Consider the following 18,508-nt stretch of genomic DNA (forward strand, 5'->3'; position numbering starts at 1 on the left):
AGATGAAGTTGTTCGAGACTTGCAGGACGGATGCCCGGTAACTGCTTGTAGCGATATATACTGCGCGCCATTCTTCGAGGGAGAGCCGTGTGGCCATCGATATTCACTGGATTCGCGACGACCATAGCCTCGCCGAACATTGCGCACAGTGGCAGACCCTGCCCTACGTCGCGCTCGACACCGAATTCATGCGGGTCGACACCTTCTATCCCATCGCCGCGCTGTTGCAGATCGGCGATGGTTCAAGCGCCTATCTGATCGACCCGTTGCTGATCAGCGACTGGAAACCTCTGGCCGCGCTGCTGGAAAACCCTGACGTCATCAAAGTCGTTCACGCCTGCAGCGAGGACCTCGAGGTGCTGTTGCGCCTGACCGGCAGCCTCCCGGCCCCGCTGTTCGACACGCAACTGGCTGCGGCCTACCTGAACCTCGGGTTCTCGATGGGTTATTCGCGTCTGGTCCAGGAAGTGCTGAACATCGACCTGCCGAAAGGCGAGACGCGATCGGACTGGCTGCAACGCCCCCTCTCGGAAACCCAGATCAGCTACGCCGCCGAAGACGCCGTCCACTTGGCCGAGGTGTACAACCTGCTGCGTCCGCGTCTTTCCGATGAAAAGTATGCGTGGGTGCTGGAGGACGGTGCTGAACTGGTCGCCAATCTGCGCCGCGAAACCGATCCTTATGACGCTTACCGCGACGCCAAGCTGGCGTGGAAGCTGTCCCGTGCGCAGCTCGCCGTGCTGCGCGAGCTCTGCGCCTGGCGCGAGCAACAGGCGCGCCTGCGTAATCAGCCACGCAATCGCATCCTCCGCGAACATTCGCTCTGGCCGCTGGCCAAATCCCAGCCCGACAACCTCGCCGCGCTGGCGAAGATCGACGACATGCACCCCAAGACCGTGCGTCAGGACGGCGAGTTTCTGCTCGACCTGATCAAGAAAGCCGGCAGCGTGTCGCCGGATCTTTGGCCGCCCGCGTTGCCGGAGCCGCTGCCGATCGAGGCCTCCAATGTGCTCAAGAGCCTGCGCGTCATTGGCCAGCAGCAAGCCGAGCGTCTCGACATGGCGCCGGAATTGATGCTGCGCAAGAAGACCCTCGAAGCCCTGCTCAAGACCGGTTACCCAGACGGTCCCTATAAACTGCCCGATTCGCTGCGTGGCTGGCGCCGCGAATTGATGGGCCAGATGCTGCTCGACAGCCTGGCCAACGTCGGAGAACAGCCTTGAAACGTATTTGCTCCATCTACCGTAGCCCGCGCAGGAATGAAATGTACCTGTATGTCCTCAAGAGCGACGCCCTGGAGCGTGTGCCCGAGGAATTGCTGACCGCGTTCGGCAAGCCGCAGCACGCCTTCAATCTGGTCCTGTCGCCGGAGCGCGCCCTGGCCCGCGAAGACATTCACGCGGTGCTCGCCAATTTGGACAAGCAGGGTTACCACCTGCAGATGCCACCGGCCGAAGACGATTACATCGAGCACCTGCCCGAAGAGCTGCTGCGCCGCAACGATCCGATGTGATCGATTTCTGACCCTGCAACCCACCGCAGGGGTACACCGGACCGTCGCATGCGTCAGACCTGACCGGCTCAACCGAGCGCGGTCCGGAACGCTGCGCGGTCGCATGCCCCGTTTATTCGAGTTTTGAAGCCATGCGCGTTCTGATCGCCGAACACGATTACCCCATTTACACCGAACTGCTCCGCCAGACAGCCCCCGAGATCGAAGTGCTGAGCAGCGGTAACTCCGCCGAACTGTCGAAAATGGCCGCCGAGGCGCCGATCTGGCTTGGCCAGCCTGACCTGCTGGCGAATCTGCTGCGCCAGGGCCACAAACCGAAATGGCTGCAATCGACCTGGGCTGGCATCACGCCGCTGCTGGCTGACGGCCTGTACCGCGACTATCAACTCACCCGCGCGGTTGGCATCTTCGGTCAGGTGATGGCCGAGTTCGTGCTGACCTACATGCTGGTCCACGAACGTGAAGTGCTGGCGCGGTTGGTCAGTCAGGTCGAGCGCAAGTGGGACAACCGCATGGGCCGCAGCCTGTCCGGGCGCAAGGCGTTGATCGTCGGGACGGGCGACATTGGCCGGTGCGTGGCGCAGTTCCTCGTGCCGTTCGGCGTCGAGCTGTATGGCATTGCGTCGAGTGCGCGGACCGAAGCGCCGTTTGTTGAGGTGGCTGCGCTGGAGGACCTGCCGCGTCTGGTGGCCGAGGTTGATTTCGTCATCAATCTGCTGCCCAACACGCCGCAGACCCAAGATATTTACAACGCCAAACTGTTTGCCCGCTTCAAGCCTTCGGCGTTATTCATCAACGTCGGTCGGGGCACGGCGGTGGTGGATGCGGATCTGGTCGAAGCGCTGAAGGAAGGACATCTGGCGGGGGCGGTCATTGATGTCTGCCGGCAAGAGCCGCTGCCCCAGCGTCACCCGTTCTGGACGGCGTGGGGCCTGTTGCTCACCGGTCACAGCTCGGCACCGACGTCGCCGCCGGCGATGACCCAGCTGTTCGTGGACAACCTCAAGGCCTATGCGGCCGGCGAGGCGTTGCGCGGAGAAGTGGATTTCGCGAAGGGGTATTGAAGCCTGTCCTTGTGGGACCGGCTTCAGCCGGGAAGAGGCCAGTGTGTACGCCATCCATTTTGTGGAGTGGCCCCCGACGCCTTCCCGGCTAAAGCCGGTCCCATTAAAACCGAGCGTCCAGCTCTTACAAACTGAAATCCCCCTCTGCCGCCAGTTCAGTCAGCGGCCGACGCGGGCTCGGCGTCTCGCGGGCCTGAAGGTATTCAGCCAGCGTCGATTTATCCCCCAGCTTGCCGACCGCCACCGCCGCATGCACTGCGTATTCCTCCGGAATCTTCAGCGCCTGGCGAGTCAGCTCCTGATCAAAACCGGCCATGCCATGGGTGTGCCAACCGCTGAGACTTGCTTGCAGCGCCAGGTATCCCCATGCCGAACCCGTGTCGAAGGTGTGCCACAGCGCCGGTGTTTCTTCAGTCGCGCCGGGAGCGGTGAAGGTGGTTTTGGAAATAATGATCACCAGCGCCGAGGCATGCTGTGCCCAGCCGCGATTGAATTCATTCAGCAGGCCGAGGAAACGCTCCCAGTTCGGCGTGTCTCGGCGAGCGTAGAGAAAACGCCATGGCTGTGAGTTGTACGCAGAAGGCGCCCAGCGCGCGGCTTCAAAAAAACTCAGCAGGGTTTCCTCGGGAATGCTCTCGCCGCTGAACGCGCGCGGCGACCAGCGCTCGATGAATTGAGGGTCGATGGCGTACTCGGCAACACGGGGATTGGCGCTCATGGATGCGATCCTGAAAGAGAGATAAAACCATCCGCCTGGGGCCAGGCGACGTGATCATTCAGATGGGCCGTGGACGGCAGGCATCGTCGAAAAAGACTTGGGTGAGGCGCGGGCATTGGTGGTGCTGCCTGCGAGGGCCTAACGCTACTGCGCCGCCTCGCTGCTGACAAGCCTGCCGTATTTCCCGCTCAAACCGGATCTATCAGGCGCGCGCGTCTTACCGACAGTCGCCAATGCTTGGCCCAACTGCCGTGTACCTCTAGACTGGCGGCCTTTCATTGCCCCACAGCTGTTTGCGCGAGAACCATGGCCGCCATCGTTGAACCCTTCTGGATACGCAAAACCCTCGATCAACTCGATGCCGTCGAATGGGAATCGCTGTGTGACGGCTGCGGTTTGTGCTGCCTGCAAAAGCTCGAGGACGAGGACGACGGTAGCGTTTATTACACGCGCATCGCCTGCAAGCTGCTGGACCTGAAGACCTGCGCCTGCACTGACTACCCGAATCGCCGGGCCCAGGTCCCGGACTGCATTCAGCTGACGCCCGGAAAAGCCGACGAATTCAAATGGCTGCCGCCCACCTGCGGCTATAGGCTGGTCAGCGAGGGCAAGGACCTGCCGCTCTGGCACCATCTGGTGTGCGGGGACCGGGAACAGGTGCACAAGCAGCGTATTTCTCAGTCCGGGCGCATGCTCAGCGAAGGCAGCGTGCCCGAGGACGACTGGGAGGATTACCTGATTTTTCGTGCGGGCTAACGCAAAAAGCTCGTGAGGCTGTCGGTTCAGCCGTCACGAGCTTGCTTGCGATGCAGCGTCGATCAGACGCCTTTCGGACCTTTCAACGCGTCGACGCCGGTGTCGACAGCATCTTCTACAGCCACTTCAGCCTTGGTTTTCAGCTTGCTCAGTTCTGCGCCGGCTTCTTCGATGCGCGAACGGGCCACGTCCATCTCGCTGCGACTTTTGTCGATCAGCGCTTTGGCCGAGCAGTGGCCGGTGATGCCACGGGCCAGAACGGCGCCGCCGATTGCCAGTTGCACCAGACCAAAGATCCCGCCGCGGCGCAGGCCTTTGCCCATCATCAGGACACCACCTGCCAGCGAGCCGATGCGCTCCCAGCCCTGTACGTTCTGCTCCGGGTAATCGTGCAAAGGTCGTTCGATGCGTTCAATGATCGGGGTGTCACTCATGATGCGTTCTCCGTGAAGGGTAGGGTCCTTAAAGCTGACTGTCACCAGCGCAAACTGTTCAATGCGTTTTATCAGCGCTCGAACGTCAGGTGCGATCGGTTTCCCGTCCGAACTGCGGGCCAGAGCGGGTGTTGATGCCTTTGGCCATGCGGTCGTAAAGCACGACGTTGACGGTCGCGGCGAGGTTCATGCAGCCCGTCGTGGGGATGTACACCACGTCTTCGCACCAATCGCGGATCTCTTTATCCAGCGAACCGTCTTCCGGCCCGAAGATATAGATCGCCCGATCAGGGTGGGTGTACTCCGGCAACGCACGTGCGCCCTCGACCAATTCCACGGCCACCGGCACGCAGCCCAGCGGGATGATCTTTCGCAGATCATCAATACCGATCAGCGGGATGTCCTGGTGGATCTTCTTGGTGTCGGTAACGAAATCACGGGCACGCTCGTAGCGCTTGCCGGTGTAGAACACCGACGCCACGCCATAGCAGCCTGCTGCGCGCATCACCGAACCGACGTTTTCCGGGGATTTGGGATTGAACAAGCCGATGCAGGCATAGCGTTTGTTGGCCACGGGGGAGGGTGCTCATCAGAGAAAGCGCGGGATTATAGGGGAAAGAGGCAGCAGGAAGCTGCAAGCCTAAAGCTTTAAGCTGCAAGAGGCGGTGAACGGTGGCCCGACAAACGCCGCTGTGCTTTTACTTGCAGTTTGCCGCTTAAAACTTGCAGCTCAACGCCTCAATCCTTCTTCATCAACCCGGCCAGCGCGGCGAACGGGTTGTGCGTCGCCTTGGCGGTTTTCGGGCTGCTGGTCGAGCTTTCCGAGAAGTATTGCTGGTCGGTGTAGCGCGAGTGTTCGTTGTCGTGGCAGTACAGGCACAGCAGCTCCCAATTGGAGCCGTCCTGGGGATTGTTGTCATGGTTGTGGTCGCGGTGGTGAACGGTCAACTCGCTGAGGCGTTTACCGGCAAATTCCCGGGCGCAGCGGCCGCAGACGTGGGGGTACATGCGCAGGGCTTTGTCGCGGTAACCCATTTCGCGGTCACGCTGGTTGTCGGCGAGGATGCGGTCCAGTTTGGAAGTATTGGTTGGCGTGTTGGCCGAACTCATGGCGTCACCTGTTTCGTGTTCTGTTGGCGATGGAGAGCAATGCAGGCAAGTCTAGCGCTTTGCCCGTCGATCAGCCCTTGAGTTTTTCAGCGATCCAGATGGTATGACGCGTGCCCTTGTTGCCGTGGGCGTAGACCTTGATCTCTTCGGCCTTGAAACCGGCCTTGCGCAGTTTGTCGCTGAAGGCCGCATCTGCGCTGGCGGACCACACGGCCAATACGCCTTTGGGCCGCAATGCGCTGGCGCATGCCGCAAGACCGCCGGCCGAATACAGCCAGCTGTTGGATTTTTGCGTCAGGCCTTCAGGGCCGTTGTCGACGTCGAGCATGATCGCGTCAAAGCCTTGGGGTTCGGCTTTCAGCACTTGGGCGACGTCCTGCACCACCACCTTGGCGCGTGGGTCCTGCAACGGATTGCCCGACTTCTCACCCAGCGCACCACGGTTCCAGTCGACGACGCCGGGCACCAGCTCAGCGACAACCACTTCGCCGTTCTTGCCCAGGTGCTTGAGTGCCGACGCCAGGGTAAAGCCCATGCCCAGTCCGCCGATGAGTACCCGCGGGTTGGGGCGGGACGCGACCTTCTTGCAGGGGATTTCAGCCAGAGCGTCTTCGGAACCGTGCATGCGCGTGTTCATCAACTGACCGCCGTCGCCACCCTGGATCTTGATGACAAAATCCTCGCCGTACTCGAACAGGCACAAGGCGCCGCCGTTATCGGGGATCGGAGTGGTGTCGAGCAGAACAAAACGTTTCATGGATAACTCGTCAAAAGGGTCGGGCCGCATACAGCGCAATTTGTCAGAGCGCGATGGGTTGCGCAGGAGTAGCCTGAGCGATAAGCGAAAGATTGGCAGGGGAGGCCAACGATGAAGTGCTCCATTCTACTGACGATTGTCATCACTGTGCTCGGCGTGTCGCAAGCGTCCGCCGAGAACCTGCAACCTGTTCTGAATACGCCCGAGCCCATTGCGGCGTCCGCCGGTTCGCCCGGTACCGCAACGCCAACGCCGTACCCACAAGTGGCGCCGCCGGGCATTCCCCACGCAGGTGGACAGGGCAACCCGCCACTGCTGCCGAAGATTCCCCAGCCAGGTCCGCCAAAGGACGATGAGCCATTGCCGGGCTTGCAGCCGTCGGTCAAGCCCAATCCCTGAGCGCCGTTCTGCTTAATCCTGCTGCGCCACCACTTGACCGTCCATCATGCGCAGCCGTTTCGACATCGCCACCGCGATCGCGCGGATGATCTTCGCCGCCACTTTCGGCGCTTCGTTGAGCATCTTGTCCAGCGAGTCCTTGCCCAGGTTCAACAGATCGCACGAAGACGCGGCAACGCACGTGGCCGAGCGGCGTTCGCCGTCCAGCACCGCCATTTCGCCAAACGCTCTGCCGCTGCGCAGAATGGCGGTCTCCACCGGATGGCCGTCGCTGTTCAGCTTCTGCACCGACACGGTGCCCGAATGAATGATGCACATGAACGTGCCCGCGTCGCCTTCGTTGAAGATCGCGTCACCTTTTTCAATGTTGCTGATGCTGAAGTATCCCGCAGCCGCGGCAAATTCCGCGGGCGTCAGGGCGATGAACAGACCGCAGTCCATCAGCATGTCGCGGATTTCCTTATTCAGTGACGAAGAGTTGAGCAATGTAGACATGGCGAGTTCTAGTTAAGTGGTTTGAAAGAGTGCTTGAAACGCTGGACCGCCTTCGAAGAGCCCCGGACTTTACAGCGTCCGGGGCTTCCCATGTGACACACCGCCTGCGCAGATTTCGTCAGGCCAGGTTCAGCACTTTCAGAATAAAGCCGTATTCGAGTGCTACGTCACGCAATCCCTGATAACGCCCGCTCATGCCACCGTGGCCTGCGCCCAGTTCGGTCTTGAGCAACAGCAGGTTGTCGTCGGTTTTCAGATCACGCAGTTTCGCCACCCACTTGGCCGCTTCCCAATATTGCACGCGGCTGTCGTTGTAACCCGCGATCACCAGCATGGCCGGATACTGCTGCGCCGTGACGTTTTCATAAGGCGCGTAGGCCTTGATGCGCAAGTGAACATCCGGCTCTTGCGGGTTGCCCCACTCGTCGTACTCGGTGACAGTCAGCGGCAGATCGGGATCGAGCATGGTGTTCAGCACATCGACAAACGGCACTTCGGCGATGGCCGCCTTGAACAGCTCCGGACGCTGATTGACCACCGCGCCAATCAACAGGCCGCCAGCACTGCCACCGCTGATCACCAGTTGTTCGGCAGTGGTGATGTTCTCCGCGATCAAGTGTTCGGCGCAGGCGATGAAGTCGCTGAAGGTGTTCTGCTTGTGCTCCTGCTTGCCGTTGCGGTACCAGGCCTCCCCCAGCTCACCGCCGCCGCGCACGTGAGCGATGGCGAAAGCGATGCCGCGATCAAGCAGGCTCAGCCGCGCGTGGGAAAACCACGGGTCCAGGCTCTCGCCGTACGCGCCATAGCCGTACAAATACAGCGGAACGGTCTGACCGGCCAGCTCGCGTTTGACCACCAGGCTGATCGGCACTTGCGTACCGTCGGCGGCTGTCGCCCACAACCGCTGGCTGACGTAGGCATCGGCGTCGAACACACCCAGTACGGGCGTTTCCTTGAGTACGATTTGTTCCCCGGTGGCCAGCGACAATTGCCAGACCTGCGGCGGACGGTTCAGCGATTGATAGCGCAGGCGAATGTTGTCGCTCTCGAACTCAAGGGTGTCCTGCACATACAGGTTGTACGCCGCATCCGGCAGTTGCACGCGATAGGCCGGCAGACCTTGGGGATGGACTTCGACGATTGGCAAGCCGCCTTCGCGCAGGCTCAAGGTCAGGCCTTTGGCGTTGAGGCTGAAGCCGTCGAGCATGACCCTCTCGCTGTGGGCAATCAGGTTCTGCCAGTCGCTCCGCTCAGGTGCGCCGTCGGGTTTTTCGGGTGCGTGGTACAGCGCAAAGTTGATGCCGTCCTGATTGCTGCGGATGACCCAGCTCCACTTGCCCTCAATCAGGCCGTGATCCACTGAGTATTCGTGCCCCTCGCTGCGCGGCGCCATGCACACGAACTTCTGCTGGGGTGTGTCGGCGTCCAGCACCCAGGCCTCGCTGGTGGTTTTGCTGTCCAGCCCCACAATTAATTGCCGCTCCGAGCTGCTGCGGTAGCAATGCAGGAAGAAGCGCCCGTCGGGCTCGGTGAACACCAGCTCGGCAGATGCTTCGCCCAGTTTATGGCGGTACAGCTTGTGCGGACGATGGGTATCGTCCAGCTCGCCGAAGAACAGCGTCTGGCTGTCGTTCGCCCACGTCATGCTGCCGTCGCAGTCTTCGAACTGCAGGCTGCTGACCACGCCGCTGCTCAGCTCCTTGACGTACAGCTGATAAACCTCTTCGCCGCTGGTGTCGAGGCTGTAGGCCAGGCGTTGATGGTCGGGGCTGATGCTGAACGCGCCGAGGGAGAAGAAGCCCCCGCCGGCCAGTTCGTTGGGGTCGAGCAGCAACTCTTCAGCGCTTTCGTCGAGGGTCTGGGAGTCATCGGCCGGACGCGGGCAGCGGTAGTGACGGGCGTATTCGTCGCCCTCGGTGGTGCGGGTGTAGTAAAGATACGGGCCCCAGGGGGAGGGCAGTGACAGGTCGGTTTCGAGGATACGGCCCTTGATCTCCTGAAACAGGGTTTCGCGCAACGGCTGCAGGTCGGCGAGCTGCTGTTCCTGCCAGGCGTTCTCGGCCTTGAGGTAATCGAGCACTTCATCGGTGTCGCGGTTTTGCAGCCAGGCGTACGGGTCGGCGCCGCCAGCCTTGCGGGCGACGGGGGCGTTGGAAGTGTGTGGGGCGGAAGGCATGCTGGGCTCTCTCACGTGGGCTCATCTGAACGGGATCGGTCGCGCTGCCCGGTGCTGGACACGCGGCAGACCGATAACTGAAGCCGGGGAAGCCGGGCTGGTGAAAAGTCGTTATCATAAGCGCCTCTTTACCTGCCTTACCACGGACGTCATGACCGACAACGACTATCTGATTGCCTGGGGCCTTTACGCGTTCGCCGCGTTGGGTTGTCTGTTGGTGTGGTTCAAGCTGACTGGCTGGATGTGGCGCTACCTGCGCGAACCCTTGCGGGTGATCGGCGCCGTGCTGTTGTTCTGCCCGACCATCGTCGATCCGGCCAAGGACCAATACGCCCCCGCGCTGGCGATCAGCGTGCTGGATCTGGCACTGAAGGTCGGCAACAACGTCTGGCGCGCCGTGCTCGACCTCTCCACCTACGGCGCCATCGCCCTGGGGCTCTACCTCATCTTCGCCTTGATCCGCTTGCCGTTCCTGCGCAAGAAAAAAGCCCGTCTGGCCCACGCCGAAGCCGCCGCTGCACAGGCTGCCGCCGCACAAAAGGAACACGACGAGCCTTATGCCGATCAAGGGGCAGGGCGCTTCGCCAGCCAGTCGCCCGCTTCAACGCCAGCATCTGCACCGAGCGGCCGTTATCGCGTCGAACCCAAGCTGTGATCGTGACCGGCGTCTTCCCGGACGCGTGCGTCAACGCACCGAGGCCTGAGCATGTGTGAACTTCTGGGCATGAGTGCCAACGTACCGACGGACATCGTGTTCAGCTTCACCGGGCTGATCCAGCGCGGTGGTCGCACCGGTCCGCACCGCGATGGTTGGGGCATCGGTTTCTACGAAGGCCGCGGCCTGCGCCTGTTTCAGGACCCTGCCGCGAGCAGCGAGTCGGAAGTCGCACAGCTGGTCCAGCGTTACCCGATCAAGAGCGAAGTGGTCATCGGCCACATTCGTCAGGCCAACGTCGGCAAGGTCTGCCTGTCCAACACCCATCCTTTCGTGCGCGAACTGTGGGGGCGCAACTGGTGTTTCGCCCATAACGGCCAGCTCGCGGATTTCAATCCCGGCGCTACGTTCTATCGGCCGGTGGGCGATACCGACAGCGAAGCGGCGTTCTGCGATCTGCTCAACCGGGTGCGCGAAGCGTTCCCCGAGCCGGTCGAGATCGAGCAACTGCTGCCGACCCTGGTCGAAGCCTGCAACCAATACCGCAGCAAAGGTGTGTTCAATGCGCTGCTCAGTGATGGCGACTGGCTGTTTTGCTACTGTTCGACCAAGCTGGTGCACATCACCCGCCGCGCCCCGTTCGGGCCGGCGCGCCTGAAAGACGTCGATGTCATCGTCGATTTTCAGGCGGAAACCACGCCCAACGATGTGGTGACGGTGATTGCCACCGAGCCGCTCACCGAAAACGAGACCTGGAACCGTTACGAGCCGGGTCACTGGAGTCTTTGGCGCCGCGGCGAATGCGTTGCCGAAGGCTCGGCCTGAAAGAGAGGGATCTATGCTGCGCAGCTATATACGACTGGTGTTGTTCACGGCAGGCCTGTTGATAGGCGTGCAGATTCCAGGCTTCATCAGCGATTACAGCAAGCGCGTCGAAGCGCACATGCTGGAAGCGCAGCAAAGCCTGCGCGGCTATAACGAGACCGCCCTGCGGTTCTTCAATGGCGACGTCCAGGCGCTGATCCAGCATTACCGCAGCAGCGACGACCCGGTGTTCCGCACCGATGCCGACAACATCAGCAACCTGCTCACCCGCAATCAGACACTCGACCGCGAATGGCTGGCCCTGCAAGGCCCGTGGTATGCCCGCGCCTGGCATGTGCTGACCGCCGCCGACACCAACATCCGCACCGAAACCTGGAATGGTTATACCTGGCAGGTGCTGCTGTCGCCGGAAGTCATCGGCTGGGGCCTGATGTGCGCGCTGCTGTTCTCGCTGGTCATCGAAAGTATTGTGGTGTTCATCGATTGGGTGTTTGTGGGTCGGCATCACGTGCGACCGGTGGGTCGCGACTGGCGCTGAGGCGAGTTGCCGGCATTTGCTTGATTGAGCAGTGGTCTCGCTGACGCCTTCCCGGCTAAAGCCGGTCCCACTAAAGACCGCGCGTGCCCATTGGGACTTCCTGACACGCCGCGCACCCAGTGGGACCGGCTTCAGCCAGGAAGGGGCCGTCCCGGTCAGCAAAAATCCCCCGCACCGTTCACTTTTTCTTATCCTCCCCCCGCGCTTTTATTAGTTGGACGCTTCGGCCATCCGCGCCGAAGAATGCTCCCATCCGCACAGCCCTGTGTTCCCGCGCTGCCAACCTGACAACCCCGCGCGTACACTCGAGCTTCTCCCCGTTTCGTTCGCACAGGAGTCACGCCATTGAGCCGCCTGTTATTGAATTGTGATATCGGCGAAAGCTACGGCGCCTGGACCATGGGTCTGGACGCCGAGGTCATGCCCTACATCGATTGCGCCAACATCGCCTGCGGCTTTCATGCCGGTGACCCGAGCGTTATGCGCAAAACCGTCGCGCTGGCGCTGGCCAACAATGTCACCATTGGCGCGCACCCGGCTTATCAGGATCTGGTGGGTTTCGGCCGTCGCTCGATGGCCTGTTCTGCGCAAGAGATTCAAGACCTGCTGCATTACCAGATCGGCGCACTCGACGGCGTTTGCCGCGCCCAGGGCAGTCACGTCAGCTACGTCAAACCCCACGGCGCGATGTACAACGACATGATGGCCAACCCGACCCAACTGCGCGCGGTCATCGAAGCCATCGCCCGTTACAACCCGGAACTGCCGCTGATGCTGCTGGCCATGCGCGACAACTCGGCGGCGCAGGTCATTGCCGATGAATTCGGCGTCACGCTGTGGTTCGAAGCCTTCGCCGATCGCGCGTACGACAGCGTAGGGCGTCTGGTCTCCCGCAATCTGCCGGGAGCTGTGCATCACGATGCAGAAGTCATCATCGCCCAGGCCATGACCTTGTCCCGAGGCGAAGCGTTGATTGCCAGCGATGGCAGCGAGCTGCGACTCACGCCCCACACCCTGTGCGTGCACGGCGACAACGCCAGCTCCATCGACGCAGTCCAGCGCATTCGTCAGGCGTTGAACGACGCTGATGCCGGACCGTCTGCCCTGTGAACCTTCGCATCGAAGTCGTCGCCATCGATTGCCTGATGGTCCGCCTGTTCGACGCCATCGACGAGGCCAACATGCCGTGGATGCTCGCCGCGACGTCGCGGTTGCGCGAGGGTTTCGCTGCGCATTTGATTGATCTGGTGCCGTCCTACACCACGCTGATGGTGCATTACGATCTGTTGGCGCTGAGTCCAACACAGGCTCGGGCAATCATTACCGAGGCGCTGACTGATCTCACACCCGACGCAACCCAAAACGGTCGGCAGCATGTGTTGCCGGTCTGGTACGACTTAAGCGTCGGGCCCGAGTTAAGCCTGTTGTCCGGGCGAAGCGGGTTGTCGGTGGACGAGGTGATTCGCCGCCACAGCCAGCGCGAGTATCAAGTCTTCGCGCTGGGTTTCGCACCGGGGTTCGCGTTCATGGGGCTGGTGGAAGAAGTCCTCGCCGCGCCGCGCATCAAGACCCCCCGCAAGCGCGTAGCGGCGGGAAGCGTCGGCATCGCCGAGCGGCAAACCGCGGCCTACCCGCTTGAGTCGCCCGGCGGCTGGAACATCCTCGGGCGCACCCCTGCCAAACTCTTTGATCGCGAAATCGACGGCTACAGCTTGATGCAGCCCGGCGATACCGTGCGGTTTGCCGCTGTTGATCACGCCGAGTTTATACGTCTCGGCGGCGACGACACGCCGCTGGAGGGCCTGGCATGAGCGCGCTCACGGTAAAAAGCAGCACGCCGCTGTGCCTCTTGCAGGACGCGGGCCGGTTTGGCGCGCGACATCTCGGCGTTACCCAAGGCGGGGCGCTGGATTGGGTGTCGATGTCGTGGGCCAATAAACTGTTGAATAACCCGCTGGACGCTGCCGTCATCGAAGTGACACTGGGCGGCCTGACGCTGCTGGCCGAATCCGACTGCTGCCTGGCGCTGGCCGGTGCGGATCTGAACGCCGTGCTCGACGAACGACCGATTCCGCCGTGGCGCAGCTTCTTCGTTCGCAAAGGTCAGCAGCTACGTTTTACCCGGCCTATCACGGGTGCTCGCGCGTATCTCGCCGCGCCCGGCGGATTTGCGGCAGTCGATGTGCTCGGCAGTTGCGCCACCGTCACACGTGAGGGGTTGGGCGGGCTGGACGGTTCCGGCAAAGCGCTGGCTGAAGGGGATCGCCTGACTTATTCAGGGGCGTCGTTTGAGCTGCACGCGCTTCCCGATCACCTCATCCCCGACTTTTCCGATCAGCGCCCGCTGGATGTGGTACTGGGTGCGCAGATCGGCCAGTTCAGCGGCCTGAGTCTGTTCGATGCGTTCAACAGCGACTGGACCCTCGACAGCCGTGCCGACCGGATGGGCATGCGCTTGCTCGGGCCGGAACTGGTTTATCAGGGCAAACCGATGATTTCCGAAGGCATTCCGCTGGGCGCGATTCAGGTCCCGCCGGATGGTCAGCCGATCGTCCTGCTCAACGACCGCCAGACCATCGGTGGTTATCCGAGGCTCGGCGCGCTGACGCCGATGTCACTGGCCCGGCTGGCGCAGCAACTGCCGGGGAGTGTGGTGCGGATGAAGGCGGTGGTGCAGGACGTTGCACATCGGGAGCAGGTGCGGTTTTTGAAGCTTGTCAGCGGTCTTCTTTAGGAGGTTTCAGTTGTCCAGGCGCCGCGCAATCATGCGGCAAACACCGTCTGCCATCTGCGGGGAGATCCGCGACGTCGCCCTTTGTTGAGATTTCAGCATCACTTCGCCAAATACCGCATCCCTTCCTCCAACCCCCGCAGGGTCAGCGGGTACATCTGGTCTTCGATCAAGTCCCGCACGATGTTGGTGGAGGTGGTGTAGGCCCAGGCGTCTTTGGGGTACGGATTGATCCAGATGATCTTTTTGAACTTGGCCATGAACCGCTGCATCCAGACATAGCCTGCTTCTTCGTTCCAGTGCTCGACGCTGCCGCCCGGTTGGGTGATTTCGTAGGGCGCCATGGCGGCGTCGCCGATGAAGATGACTTTGTAATCCGCGCCGTATTTGTGAAGCAGGTCCTGGGTGGCGGTGCGCTCGGAGGTGCGGCGCTGGTTGTTCTTCCACACTGATTCGTAAACGAAGTTATGGAAGTAGAAATACTCCATGTGCTTGAACTCGGTCTTGCAGGCCGAGAACAGTTCTTCGCAGATCTTCACATGGGCGTCCATCGAACCGCCGATGTCGAACAGCAGCAACAGCTTGATGGTGTTGCGGCGTTCCGGGCGCATCTGGATGTTCAGCAAGCCGGCGTCGCGGGCGGTGTGGTCGATCGTGCCATCGATGTCCAGTTCGTCTGCCGCACCCTGGCGTGCGAATTTGCGCAGGCGCCGCAGGGCCACTTTGATATTGCGCGTGCCCAACTCAACCCCATCATCAAGGTTCTTGTACTCGCGCTGATCCCAGACCTTCGCGGCCTTGCCCTGACGCTGGCCGGCGTCGCCCACCCGAATTCCCTCGGGGTTGTAACCGCCCGATCCGAACGGGCTGGTGCCGCCGGTGCCGATCCATTTATTGCCGCCGGCGTGGCGCTCCTTTTGCTCTTCCAGACGCTTCTTGAATTCTTCAATCAGCTTGTCCAGGCCGCCCAGGGACTGGATCTGCGCGCGCTCTTCAGCGGTTAGCGAGCGCTCGAATTCCTTGCGCAGCCAGTCTTCGGGGATCAACGCCTGCAGGTGATCGTCGAGCTTTTCCAGGCCATTGAAGTACGCGCCGAACGCCCGGTCGAACTTGTCGAAATGGCGCTCGTCCTTCACCAGAATCGTGCGCGACAGGTAATAGAACTCGTCCATGTCAGCGAACGTCACGCGCTGCTTCAGCGCGTTGATGAGGTCGAGCAGTTCACGCAACGAAACCGGCACTTTGGCAGCGCGCATTTCGTTGAACAGGTTGAGCAACATAGTCGGCGTCCCGCGCTTGATCTAAATAAGCTTGACCAAAAAGGCTCAGCGATTGCCGCGACGGCTCATGAACGCCAGACGCTCTAACAGCTGCACGTCCTGCTCGTTCTTGACCAGCGCGCCGGCCAGCGGCGGGATGGCTTTGGTGGGGTCGCGCTCGCGCAGTACCGCTTCGCCGATGTTGTCGGCCATCAGTAATTTGAGCCAGTCCACCAATTCGGAGGTCGAGGGTTTTTTCTTCAGGCCCGGGACTTTGCGCACATCGAAGAACACGTCCAGTGCTTCGCTGACCAGGTCCTTCTTGATGTTCGGGTAATGCACGTCGACGATCTTCTGCAGCGTGGTGCGATCGGGAAACGCGATGTAGTGAAAGAAGCAGCGGCGCAGAAACGCGTCCGGCAGCTCTTTTTCGTTGTTGGACGTAATGATGATGATCGGGCGCTTTTTGGCCTTGATCGTCTCGTCGATCTCGTAAACGTAGAACTCCATTTTGTCGAGTTCTTGCAGCAGGTCGTTGGGGAATTCGATGTCCGCCTTGTCGATCTCGTCGATCAACAGAATCACCCGCTCTTCGGATTCAAAGGCTTCCCAGAGCTTGCCCTTCTTCAGGTAATTACGAACGTCGTGGACTTTGTCGACGCCCAGTTGCGAGTCGCGCAGGCGGCTGACCGCGTCGTACTCGTAGAGGCCTTGGTGCGCCTTGGTGGTCGATTTGATGTGCCAGGTGATCAGCCGGGCGCCGAAGGATTCGGCCAGTTGCTCGGCGAGCATGGTCTTGCCGGTGCCGGGCTCGCCCTTGACCAGCAGCGGGCGCTCCAGGGTAATGGCGGCATTGACCGCAAGCTTCAGATCGTCGGTGGCGACGTAGGCGTGGGTGCCTTCGAATTTCATCGGGAAAATCCTCGAACAGCGCGAACAGGCCGTAGGCCTTAACCGCGCAAGATAGGGCGCAAAGAGTGCAGCGACTATACCGCGCACACCGCGCCACTGTGAACGCAAACGCTTTATTCAGTATCTGAATGGGGCGTCACGACCTGACCGGCTAAAAATTGTAACGACCGTTGAGGTATCGCCAAAATAGCGATACCTTGCTGCGCATGTCGACTAAATACAGATTCAGGGACAAATACTGGATTCAACTGCGGGAAAAGGATCACCTGCCGCCTCACGTGCACCTCACCGGTGGCGGGCTGGATGTGTTGATCTGTCTGCAGTTGGTTGAACCCATGCTCGGCCACGCCCCGGCCGCCGTACTCAGGGAGGCGCTCGAATGGGTAAGGGCCCACCAAACAGAACTGCTGGAGGAATGGAAACGATGGCATCCATGAAACGTCCACGCCTCAAGACCGTAGAGGCGCTGGCTCACCAAAAATTGGCGCTGACATTTATCAACGACGTGAAATACGTCCTCGACCTGAGCAGCGACATCGCTGCATTTCCGGGGCTGCAACCGCTCAAGGATCCGAACGTGTTCAAGCAGGCTCAGATCGGCGACGACGGCTGGACCGTCGAGTGGGCCGAGCCCGACATCCAGATCGGCGCCGACACCCTGTACCTGGACGCCAAGGCGCAGGCCGCTACCGACGAGAACACGCGGATATTCATCGGCTGGCGTGCGCGCACCGGCTTGCCGCTGGCCATGGCGGCTGAAGCGCTGGGCGTCAGCACGCGCAGCATCACCCGTTACACCAACGGCAGCGAGGCGGCACCGCGCACCCTGGCGTTGGCGTGTCTGGGATGGGATGCGTTGCAGAATCAGCCAGAGAACGGCGTGTTGCTGGCCGAGAAGCGTGCGGCTTATGGAGTTGGCACAGGAAGCGGTGTAGACGAGGCGAGCGGCGCCAACAAAGGCACCGGTGAAGATGACCAGTGAGCCAGGACGGCGTTGTGTCAACGATGATCCATCGCCGACACAACGCTCGCGATCTGGCTCCATTTACGTAGGAAGTGGCCGGCTTACTTCGCCTCACTTTTGCCGCTGTCGTAGCGCGTGTTGAACGCCTTTATGAACGCATTGCGCAGGATCTGCAAAAACGCCTCGAACGCATTGATGTCCTGTTTGTGAACACTGCCGCTGAGTTCGACGCGGGTGGCAAACTGGTTTTTCCCTTGGTTCTTGAGCACTGTTTCGCTGCCGCCGACCACGGCTTCCCAGATCGATCGGAAAAAGCCTTTGTTCTGGTTCTCGACGTCCTGCTGCCAGTCGAATACATCCACATTGCGCAGCAGCGGCTTGATGTAGCCACTGAGTTGGCCATTGGTGGCCTGGGCTTCGATGACCACATCGCCGTCGCCTGCGTTGAAGTCGAATTTGCCGTACGCAGAGGCGAAGTCGTTCAGGCGCTTGAGCTGAATACCGGTCGCGCGCAGCTTGAAGTCAAAGTCCTCCAGGCTGAACGGGTCGAACGTCGCGGTGCTTTCCAGTGGCGCGTGGCCCAGAAGCATGGCCTTGCCCTCGAAACGGGCATCGCGCTTGCCGGCCTTGTCTTCGACGTTGGTCAGGTTATAGATGCTGGCGTTGATGTTGTCGGCATCGATTTTTACCTTCGGCGTCGAGTTGAAATTGCTGAAGGTGATCTTGCCGTCCTGAATGCGCATCTCGTTGAGGGTGATCGGCAGCAGCTTGTCCAGCTGAGCGCGCCAGTCAGTGCCCGCACCGGTCTGGGACTGGCGCTTGTCCGGGCCACCGTCGACGAAGTTGAGTTCAGGGCTGACAAATGCGACCTCGGCGACCACGGCATGGTCGTACCACAGCGAGTGCCAGCTGACAGCGAGGTCGATGACCGGCGCATTCAGCAGCGGGACGGGCACCTTGCCGTCGACCTTGACGATTTTCAGGCCATTGATGCGGTAGGCCCCGCGCCACAGGGCGAGGTCCACATCGGTGACCTGACCGCGGTAGTCGCCCATGTCGGCGAGTTTTTCATTGAGGTAATTGCGCACCACGTAGGGCAGCGCGATGTGGACTGCGATCAGCAACACCACCAAGCCAACAATTGTCCATAACGGCCAGCTGTAACGACGTTTCATGTCTCCACCCTCCAGTGACGTAGTTTT

The 18,508-nt window shown here is 61.1% G+C and carries 23 protein-coding genes; 13 read left to right on the forward strand and 10 right to left on the reverse strand.

Annotated features, from left to right (window positions below):
- Nucleotides 1-89: 89 nt before the first annotated feature.
- The 3 genes from rnd (at nt 90) to ACYASU_RS09505 (ending at nt 2,577) form a co-directional block, all read left to right on the forward strand.
- Nucleotides 90-1,223: a ribonuclease D gene (rnd, locus tag ACYASU_RS09495; protein WP_192170904.1), complete on the forward strand. Its 1,134-nt coding sequence runs from the start codon at nt 90-92 to the stop codon at nt 1,221-1,223.
- Nucleotides 1,220-1,513 carry a YcgL domain-containing protein gene (locus ACYASU_RS09500; protein WP_122537448.1) on the forward strand — a complete coding sequence of 98 codons (294 nt, stop codon included), beginning with the start codon at nt 1,220-1,222 and terminating at the stop codon, nt 1,511-1,513. The genes rnd and ACYASU_RS09500 overlap by 4 nt, the downstream gene beginning before the upstream one ends.
- Before the next feature lie 131 nt (nt 1,514-1,644).
- Nucleotides 1,645-2,577: a D-2-hydroxyacid dehydrogenase gene (locus tag ACYASU_RS09505; protein WP_463582635.1), complete on the forward strand. Its 933-nt coding sequence runs from the start codon at nt 1,645-1,647 to the stop codon at nt 2,575-2,577.
- Between the two features lie 124 nt (nt 2,578-2,701).
- On the opposite strand, the gene ACYASU_RS09510 is transcribed toward ACYASU_RS09505, so the two are convergent.
- Nucleotides 2,702-3,295 (reverse strand): nitroreductase family protein, encoded by a 594-nt coding sequence (locus tag ACYASU_RS09510; protein WP_463582636.1) that lies wholly within the window; start codon nt 3,293-3,295, stop codon nt 2,702-2,704.
- Between the two features lie 306 nt (nt 3,296-3,601).
- Between ACYASU_RS09510 and ACYASU_RS09515 the strand changes: the two genes are divergently transcribed.
- Nucleotides 3,602-4,051: a YcgN family cysteine cluster protein gene (locus ACYASU_RS09515; protein ID WP_192170907.1), complete on the forward strand. Its 450-nt coding sequence runs from the start codon at nt 3,602-3,604 to the stop codon at nt 4,049-4,051.
- Between the two features lie 62 nt (nt 4,052-4,113).
- Here ACYASU_RS09515 and ACYASU_RS09520 read toward each other — a convergent pair whose 3' ends face one another.
- The 4 genes from ACYASU_RS09520 to ACYASU_RS09535 all read right to left on the reverse strand — a co-directional run bounded on the left by ACYASU_RS09520 (nt 4,114) and on the right by ACYASU_RS09535 (nt 6,352).
- The gene (locus ACYASU_RS09520; protein ID WP_108122086.1) at nt 4,114-4,485 is read right to left on the reverse strand and encodes a YgaP family membrane protein; all 372 of its coding nucleotides are present in this window, start codon (nt 4,483-4,485) and stop codon (nt 4,114-4,116) included.
- An 85-nt stretch (nt 4,486-4,570) separates the two neighbouring features.
- Entirely contained in the window at nt 4,571-5,059 is a 489-nt protein-coding gene (locus tag ACYASU_RS09525) for an RNA methyltransferase (protein WP_065986778.1), read from the reverse strand.
- Nucleotides 5,060-5,223: 164 nt separating this feature from the next.
- Nucleotides 5,224-5,595 carry a YajD family HNH nuclease gene (locus ACYASU_RS09530; protein WP_074890657.1) on the reverse strand — a complete coding sequence of 124 codons (372 nt, stop codon included), beginning with the start codon at nt 5,593-5,595 and terminating at the stop codon, nt 5,224-5,226.
- A gap of 70 nt (nt 5,596-5,665) precedes the next feature.
- Nucleotides 5,666-6,352 carry a spermidine synthase gene (locus ACYASU_RS09535; RefSeq protein ID WP_463582637.1) on the reverse strand — a complete coding sequence of 229 codons (687 nt, stop codon included), beginning with the start codon at nt 6,350-6,352 and terminating at the stop codon, nt 5,666-5,668.
- Between the two features lie 111 nt (nt 6,353-6,463).
- Here ACYASU_RS09535 and ACYASU_RS09540 point away from each other — a divergent pair, with 111 nt between their 5' ends.
- Nucleotides 6,464-6,751, forward strand: coding sequence for a hypothetical protein (locus ACYASU_RS09540; RefSeq protein WP_463582638.1), 288 nt, complete (start codon nt 6,464-6,466; stop codon nt 6,749-6,751).
- A 12-nt stretch (nt 6,752-6,763) separates the two neighbouring features.
- Here ACYASU_RS09540 and ACYASU_RS09545 read toward each other — a convergent pair whose 3' ends face one another.
- Together ACYASU_RS09545 and ACYASU_RS09550 are read right to left on the reverse strand one after the other, a co-directional pair.
- The gene (locus ACYASU_RS09545; RefSeq protein ID WP_463582639.1) at nt 6,764-7,246 is read right to left on the reverse strand and encodes a Crp/Fnr family transcriptional regulator; all 483 of its coding nucleotides are present in this window, start codon (nt 7,244-7,246) and stop codon (nt 6,764-6,766) included.
- Nucleotides 7,247-7,364: 118 nt separating this feature from the next.
- The gene (locus tag ACYASU_RS09550) at nt 7,365-9,422 is read right to left on the reverse strand and encodes a S9 family peptidase (RefSeq protein ID WP_463582640.1); all 2,058 of its coding nucleotides are present in this window, start codon (nt 9,420-9,422) and stop codon (nt 7,365-7,367) included.
- A 151-nt stretch (nt 9,423-9,573) separates the two neighbouring features.
- On the opposite strand from ACYASU_RS09550, the gene ACYASU_RS09555 reads away from it, so the two are divergent.
- The 6 genes from ACYASU_RS09555 (at nt 9,574) to ACYASU_RS09580 (ending at nt 14,174) form a co-directional block, all read left to right on the forward strand.
- Nucleotides 9,574-10,077 (forward strand): MFS transporter, encoded by a 504-nt coding sequence (locus ACYASU_RS09555; RefSeq protein ID WP_463582641.1) that lies wholly within the window; start codon nt 9,574-9,576, stop codon nt 10,075-10,077.
- Between the two features lie 51 nt (nt 10,078-10,128).
- Nucleotides 10,129-10,902 (forward strand): class II glutamine amidotransferase, encoded by a 774-nt coding sequence (locus ACYASU_RS09560; protein WP_463582642.1) that lies wholly within the window; start codon nt 10,129-10,131, stop codon nt 10,900-10,902.
- Nucleotides 10,903-10,915: 13 nt separating this feature from the next.
- Complete coding sequence (locus ACYASU_RS09565) at nt 10,916-11,440, forward strand: DUF2937 family protein (RefSeq protein WP_192170912.1); 525 nt, start codon at nt 10,916-10,918, stop codon at nt 11,438-11,440.
- Between the two features lie 345 nt (nt 11,441-11,785).
- Nucleotides 11,786-12,550, forward strand: a complete 765-nt coding sequence (locus tag ACYASU_RS09570) for a 5-oxoprolinase subunit PxpA (RefSeq protein WP_463582643.1) — start codon at nt 11,786-11,788, stop codon at nt 12,548-12,550.
- Nucleotides 12,547-13,251 carry a 5-oxoprolinase subunit B family protein gene (locus tag ACYASU_RS09575; RefSeq protein ID WP_463582644.1) on the forward strand — a complete coding sequence of 235 codons (705 nt, stop codon included), beginning with the start codon at nt 12,547-12,549 and terminating at the stop codon, nt 13,249-13,251. The genes ACYASU_RS09570 and ACYASU_RS09575 overlap by 4 nt, the downstream gene beginning before the upstream one ends.
- Nucleotides 13,248-14,174: a 5-oxoprolinase subunit C family protein gene (locus tag ACYASU_RS09580; RefSeq protein ID WP_463582645.1), complete on the forward strand. Its 927-nt coding sequence runs from the start codon at nt 13,248-13,250 to the stop codon at nt 14,172-14,174. The genes ACYASU_RS09575 and ACYASU_RS09580 overlap by 4 nt, the downstream gene beginning before the upstream one ends.
- A gap of 98 nt (nt 14,175-14,272) precedes the next feature.
- Here ACYASU_RS09580 and ACYASU_RS09585 read toward each other — a convergent pair whose 3' ends face one another.
- Together ACYASU_RS09585 and ACYASU_RS09590 are read right to left on the reverse strand one after the other, a co-directional pair.
- Entirely contained in the window at nt 14,273-15,451 is a 1,179-nt protein-coding gene (locus ACYASU_RS09585) for a vWA domain-containing protein (RefSeq protein ID WP_122537461.1), read from the reverse strand.
- A gap of 45 nt (nt 15,452-15,496) precedes the next feature.
- The gene (locus tag ACYASU_RS09590) at nt 15,497-16,342 is read right to left on the reverse strand and encodes an AAA family ATPase (RefSeq protein WP_282370594.1); all 846 of its coding nucleotides are present in this window, start codon (nt 16,340-16,342) and stop codon (nt 15,497-15,499) included.
- A gap of 206 nt (nt 16,343-16,548) precedes the next feature.
- On the opposite strand from ACYASU_RS09590, the gene ACYASU_RS09595 reads away from it, so the two are divergent.
- Nucleotides 16,549-16,779 carry a DUF4160 domain-containing protein gene (locus ACYASU_RS09595; RefSeq protein ID WP_192170920.1) on the forward strand — a complete coding sequence of 77 codons (231 nt, stop codon included), beginning with the start codon at nt 16,549-16,551 and terminating at the stop codon, nt 16,777-16,779.
- Nucleotides 16,776-17,324 carry a DUF2442 domain-containing protein gene (locus tag ACYASU_RS09600; RefSeq protein WP_463582646.1) on the forward strand — a complete coding sequence of 183 codons (549 nt, stop codon included), beginning with the start codon at nt 16,776-16,778 and terminating at the stop codon, nt 17,322-17,324. The genes ACYASU_RS09595 and ACYASU_RS09600 overlap by 4 nt, the downstream gene beginning before the upstream one ends.
- Before the next feature lie 83 nt (nt 17,325-17,407).
- Here the strand turns inward: ACYASU_RS09600 and ACYASU_RS09605 are convergent, their stop codons facing one another.
- A complete protein-coding gene (locus tag ACYASU_RS09605; protein WP_192170922.1) occupies nt 17,408-18,481 on the reverse strand; it encodes a DUF748 domain-containing protein in 1,074 nt (357 codons plus the stop codon).
- Between the last annotated feature and the right edge of the window lie 27 nt (nt 18,482-18,508).

It is taken from the genome of Pseudomonas sp. HP_12, assembly GCF_055283955.1.

Bases quoted from the DNA above. Each gene is read 5' to 3' on its own strand.
- ACYASU_RS09505 (WP_463582635.1), top strand. From the start codon at position 1,645: ATGCGCGTTCTGATCGCCGAACACGATTACCCCATTTACACCGAACTG.
- ACYASU_RS09510 (WP_463582636.1), bottom strand. From the start codon at position 3,295: ATGAGCGCCAATCCCCGTGTTGCCGAGTACGCCATCGACCCTCAATTC.
- ACYASU_RS09515 (WP_192170907.1), top strand. From the start codon at position 3,602: ATGGCCGCCATCGTTGAACCCTTCTGGATACGCAAAACCCTCGATCAA.
- ACYASU_RS09520 (WP_108122086.1), bottom strand. From the start codon at position 4,485: ATGAGTGACACCCCGATCATTGAACGCATCGAACGACCTTTGCACGAT.
- ACYASU_RS09530 (WP_074890657.1), bottom strand. From the start codon at position 5,595: ATGAGTTCGGCCAACACGCCAACCAATACTTCCAAACTGGACCGCATC.
- ACYASU_RS09535 (WP_463582637.1), bottom strand. From the start codon at position 6,352: ATGAAACGTTTTGTTCTGCTCGACACCACTCCGATCCCCGATAACGGC.
- ACYASU_RS09540 (WP_463582638.1), top strand. From the start codon at position 6,464: ATGAAGTGCTCCATTCTACTGACGATTGTCATCACTGTGCTCGGCGTG.
- ACYASU_RS09545 (WP_463582639.1), bottom strand. From the start codon at position 7,246: ATGTCTACATTGCTCAACTCTTCGTCACTGAATAAGGAAATCCGCGAC.
- ACYASU_RS09550 (WP_463582640.1), bottom strand. From the start codon at position 9,422: ATGCCTTCCGCCCCACACACTTCCAACGCCCCCGTCGCCCGCAAGGCT.
- ACYASU_RS09555 (WP_463582641.1), top strand. From the start codon at position 9,574: ATGACCGACAACGACTATCTGATTGCCTGGGGCCTTTACGCGTTCGCC.
- ACYASU_RS09560 (WP_463582642.1), top strand. From the start codon at position 10,129: ATGTGTGAACTTCTGGGCATGAGTGCCAACGTACCGACGGACATCGTG.
- ACYASU_RS09565 (WP_192170912.1), top strand. From the start codon at position 10,916: ATGCTGCGCAGCTATATACGACTGGTGTTGTTCACGGCAGGCCTGTTG.
- ACYASU_RS09580 (WP_463582645.1), top strand. From the start codon at position 13,248: ATGAGCGCGCTCACGGTAAAAAGCAGCACGCCGCTGTGCCTCTTGCAG.
- ACYASU_RS09585 (WP_122537461.1), bottom strand. From the start codon at position 15,451: ATGTTGCTCAACCTGTTCAACGAAATGCGCGCTGCCAAAGTGCCGGTT.
- ACYASU_RS09590 (WP_282370594.1), bottom strand. From the start codon at position 16,342: ATGAAATTCGAAGGCACCCACGCCTACGTCGCCACCGACGATCTGAAG.
- ACYASU_RS09595 (WP_192170920.1), top strand. From the start codon at position 16,549: ATGTCGACTAAATACAGATTCAGGGACAAATACTGGATTCAACTGCGG.
- ACYASU_RS09600 (WP_463582646.1), top strand. From the start codon at position 16,776: ATGAAACGTCCACGCCTCAAGACCGTAGAGGCGCTGGCTCACCAAAAA.
- ACYASU_RS09605 (WP_192170922.1), bottom strand. From the start codon at position 18,481: ATGAAACGTCGTTACAGCTGGCCGTTATGGACAATTGTTGGCTTGGTG.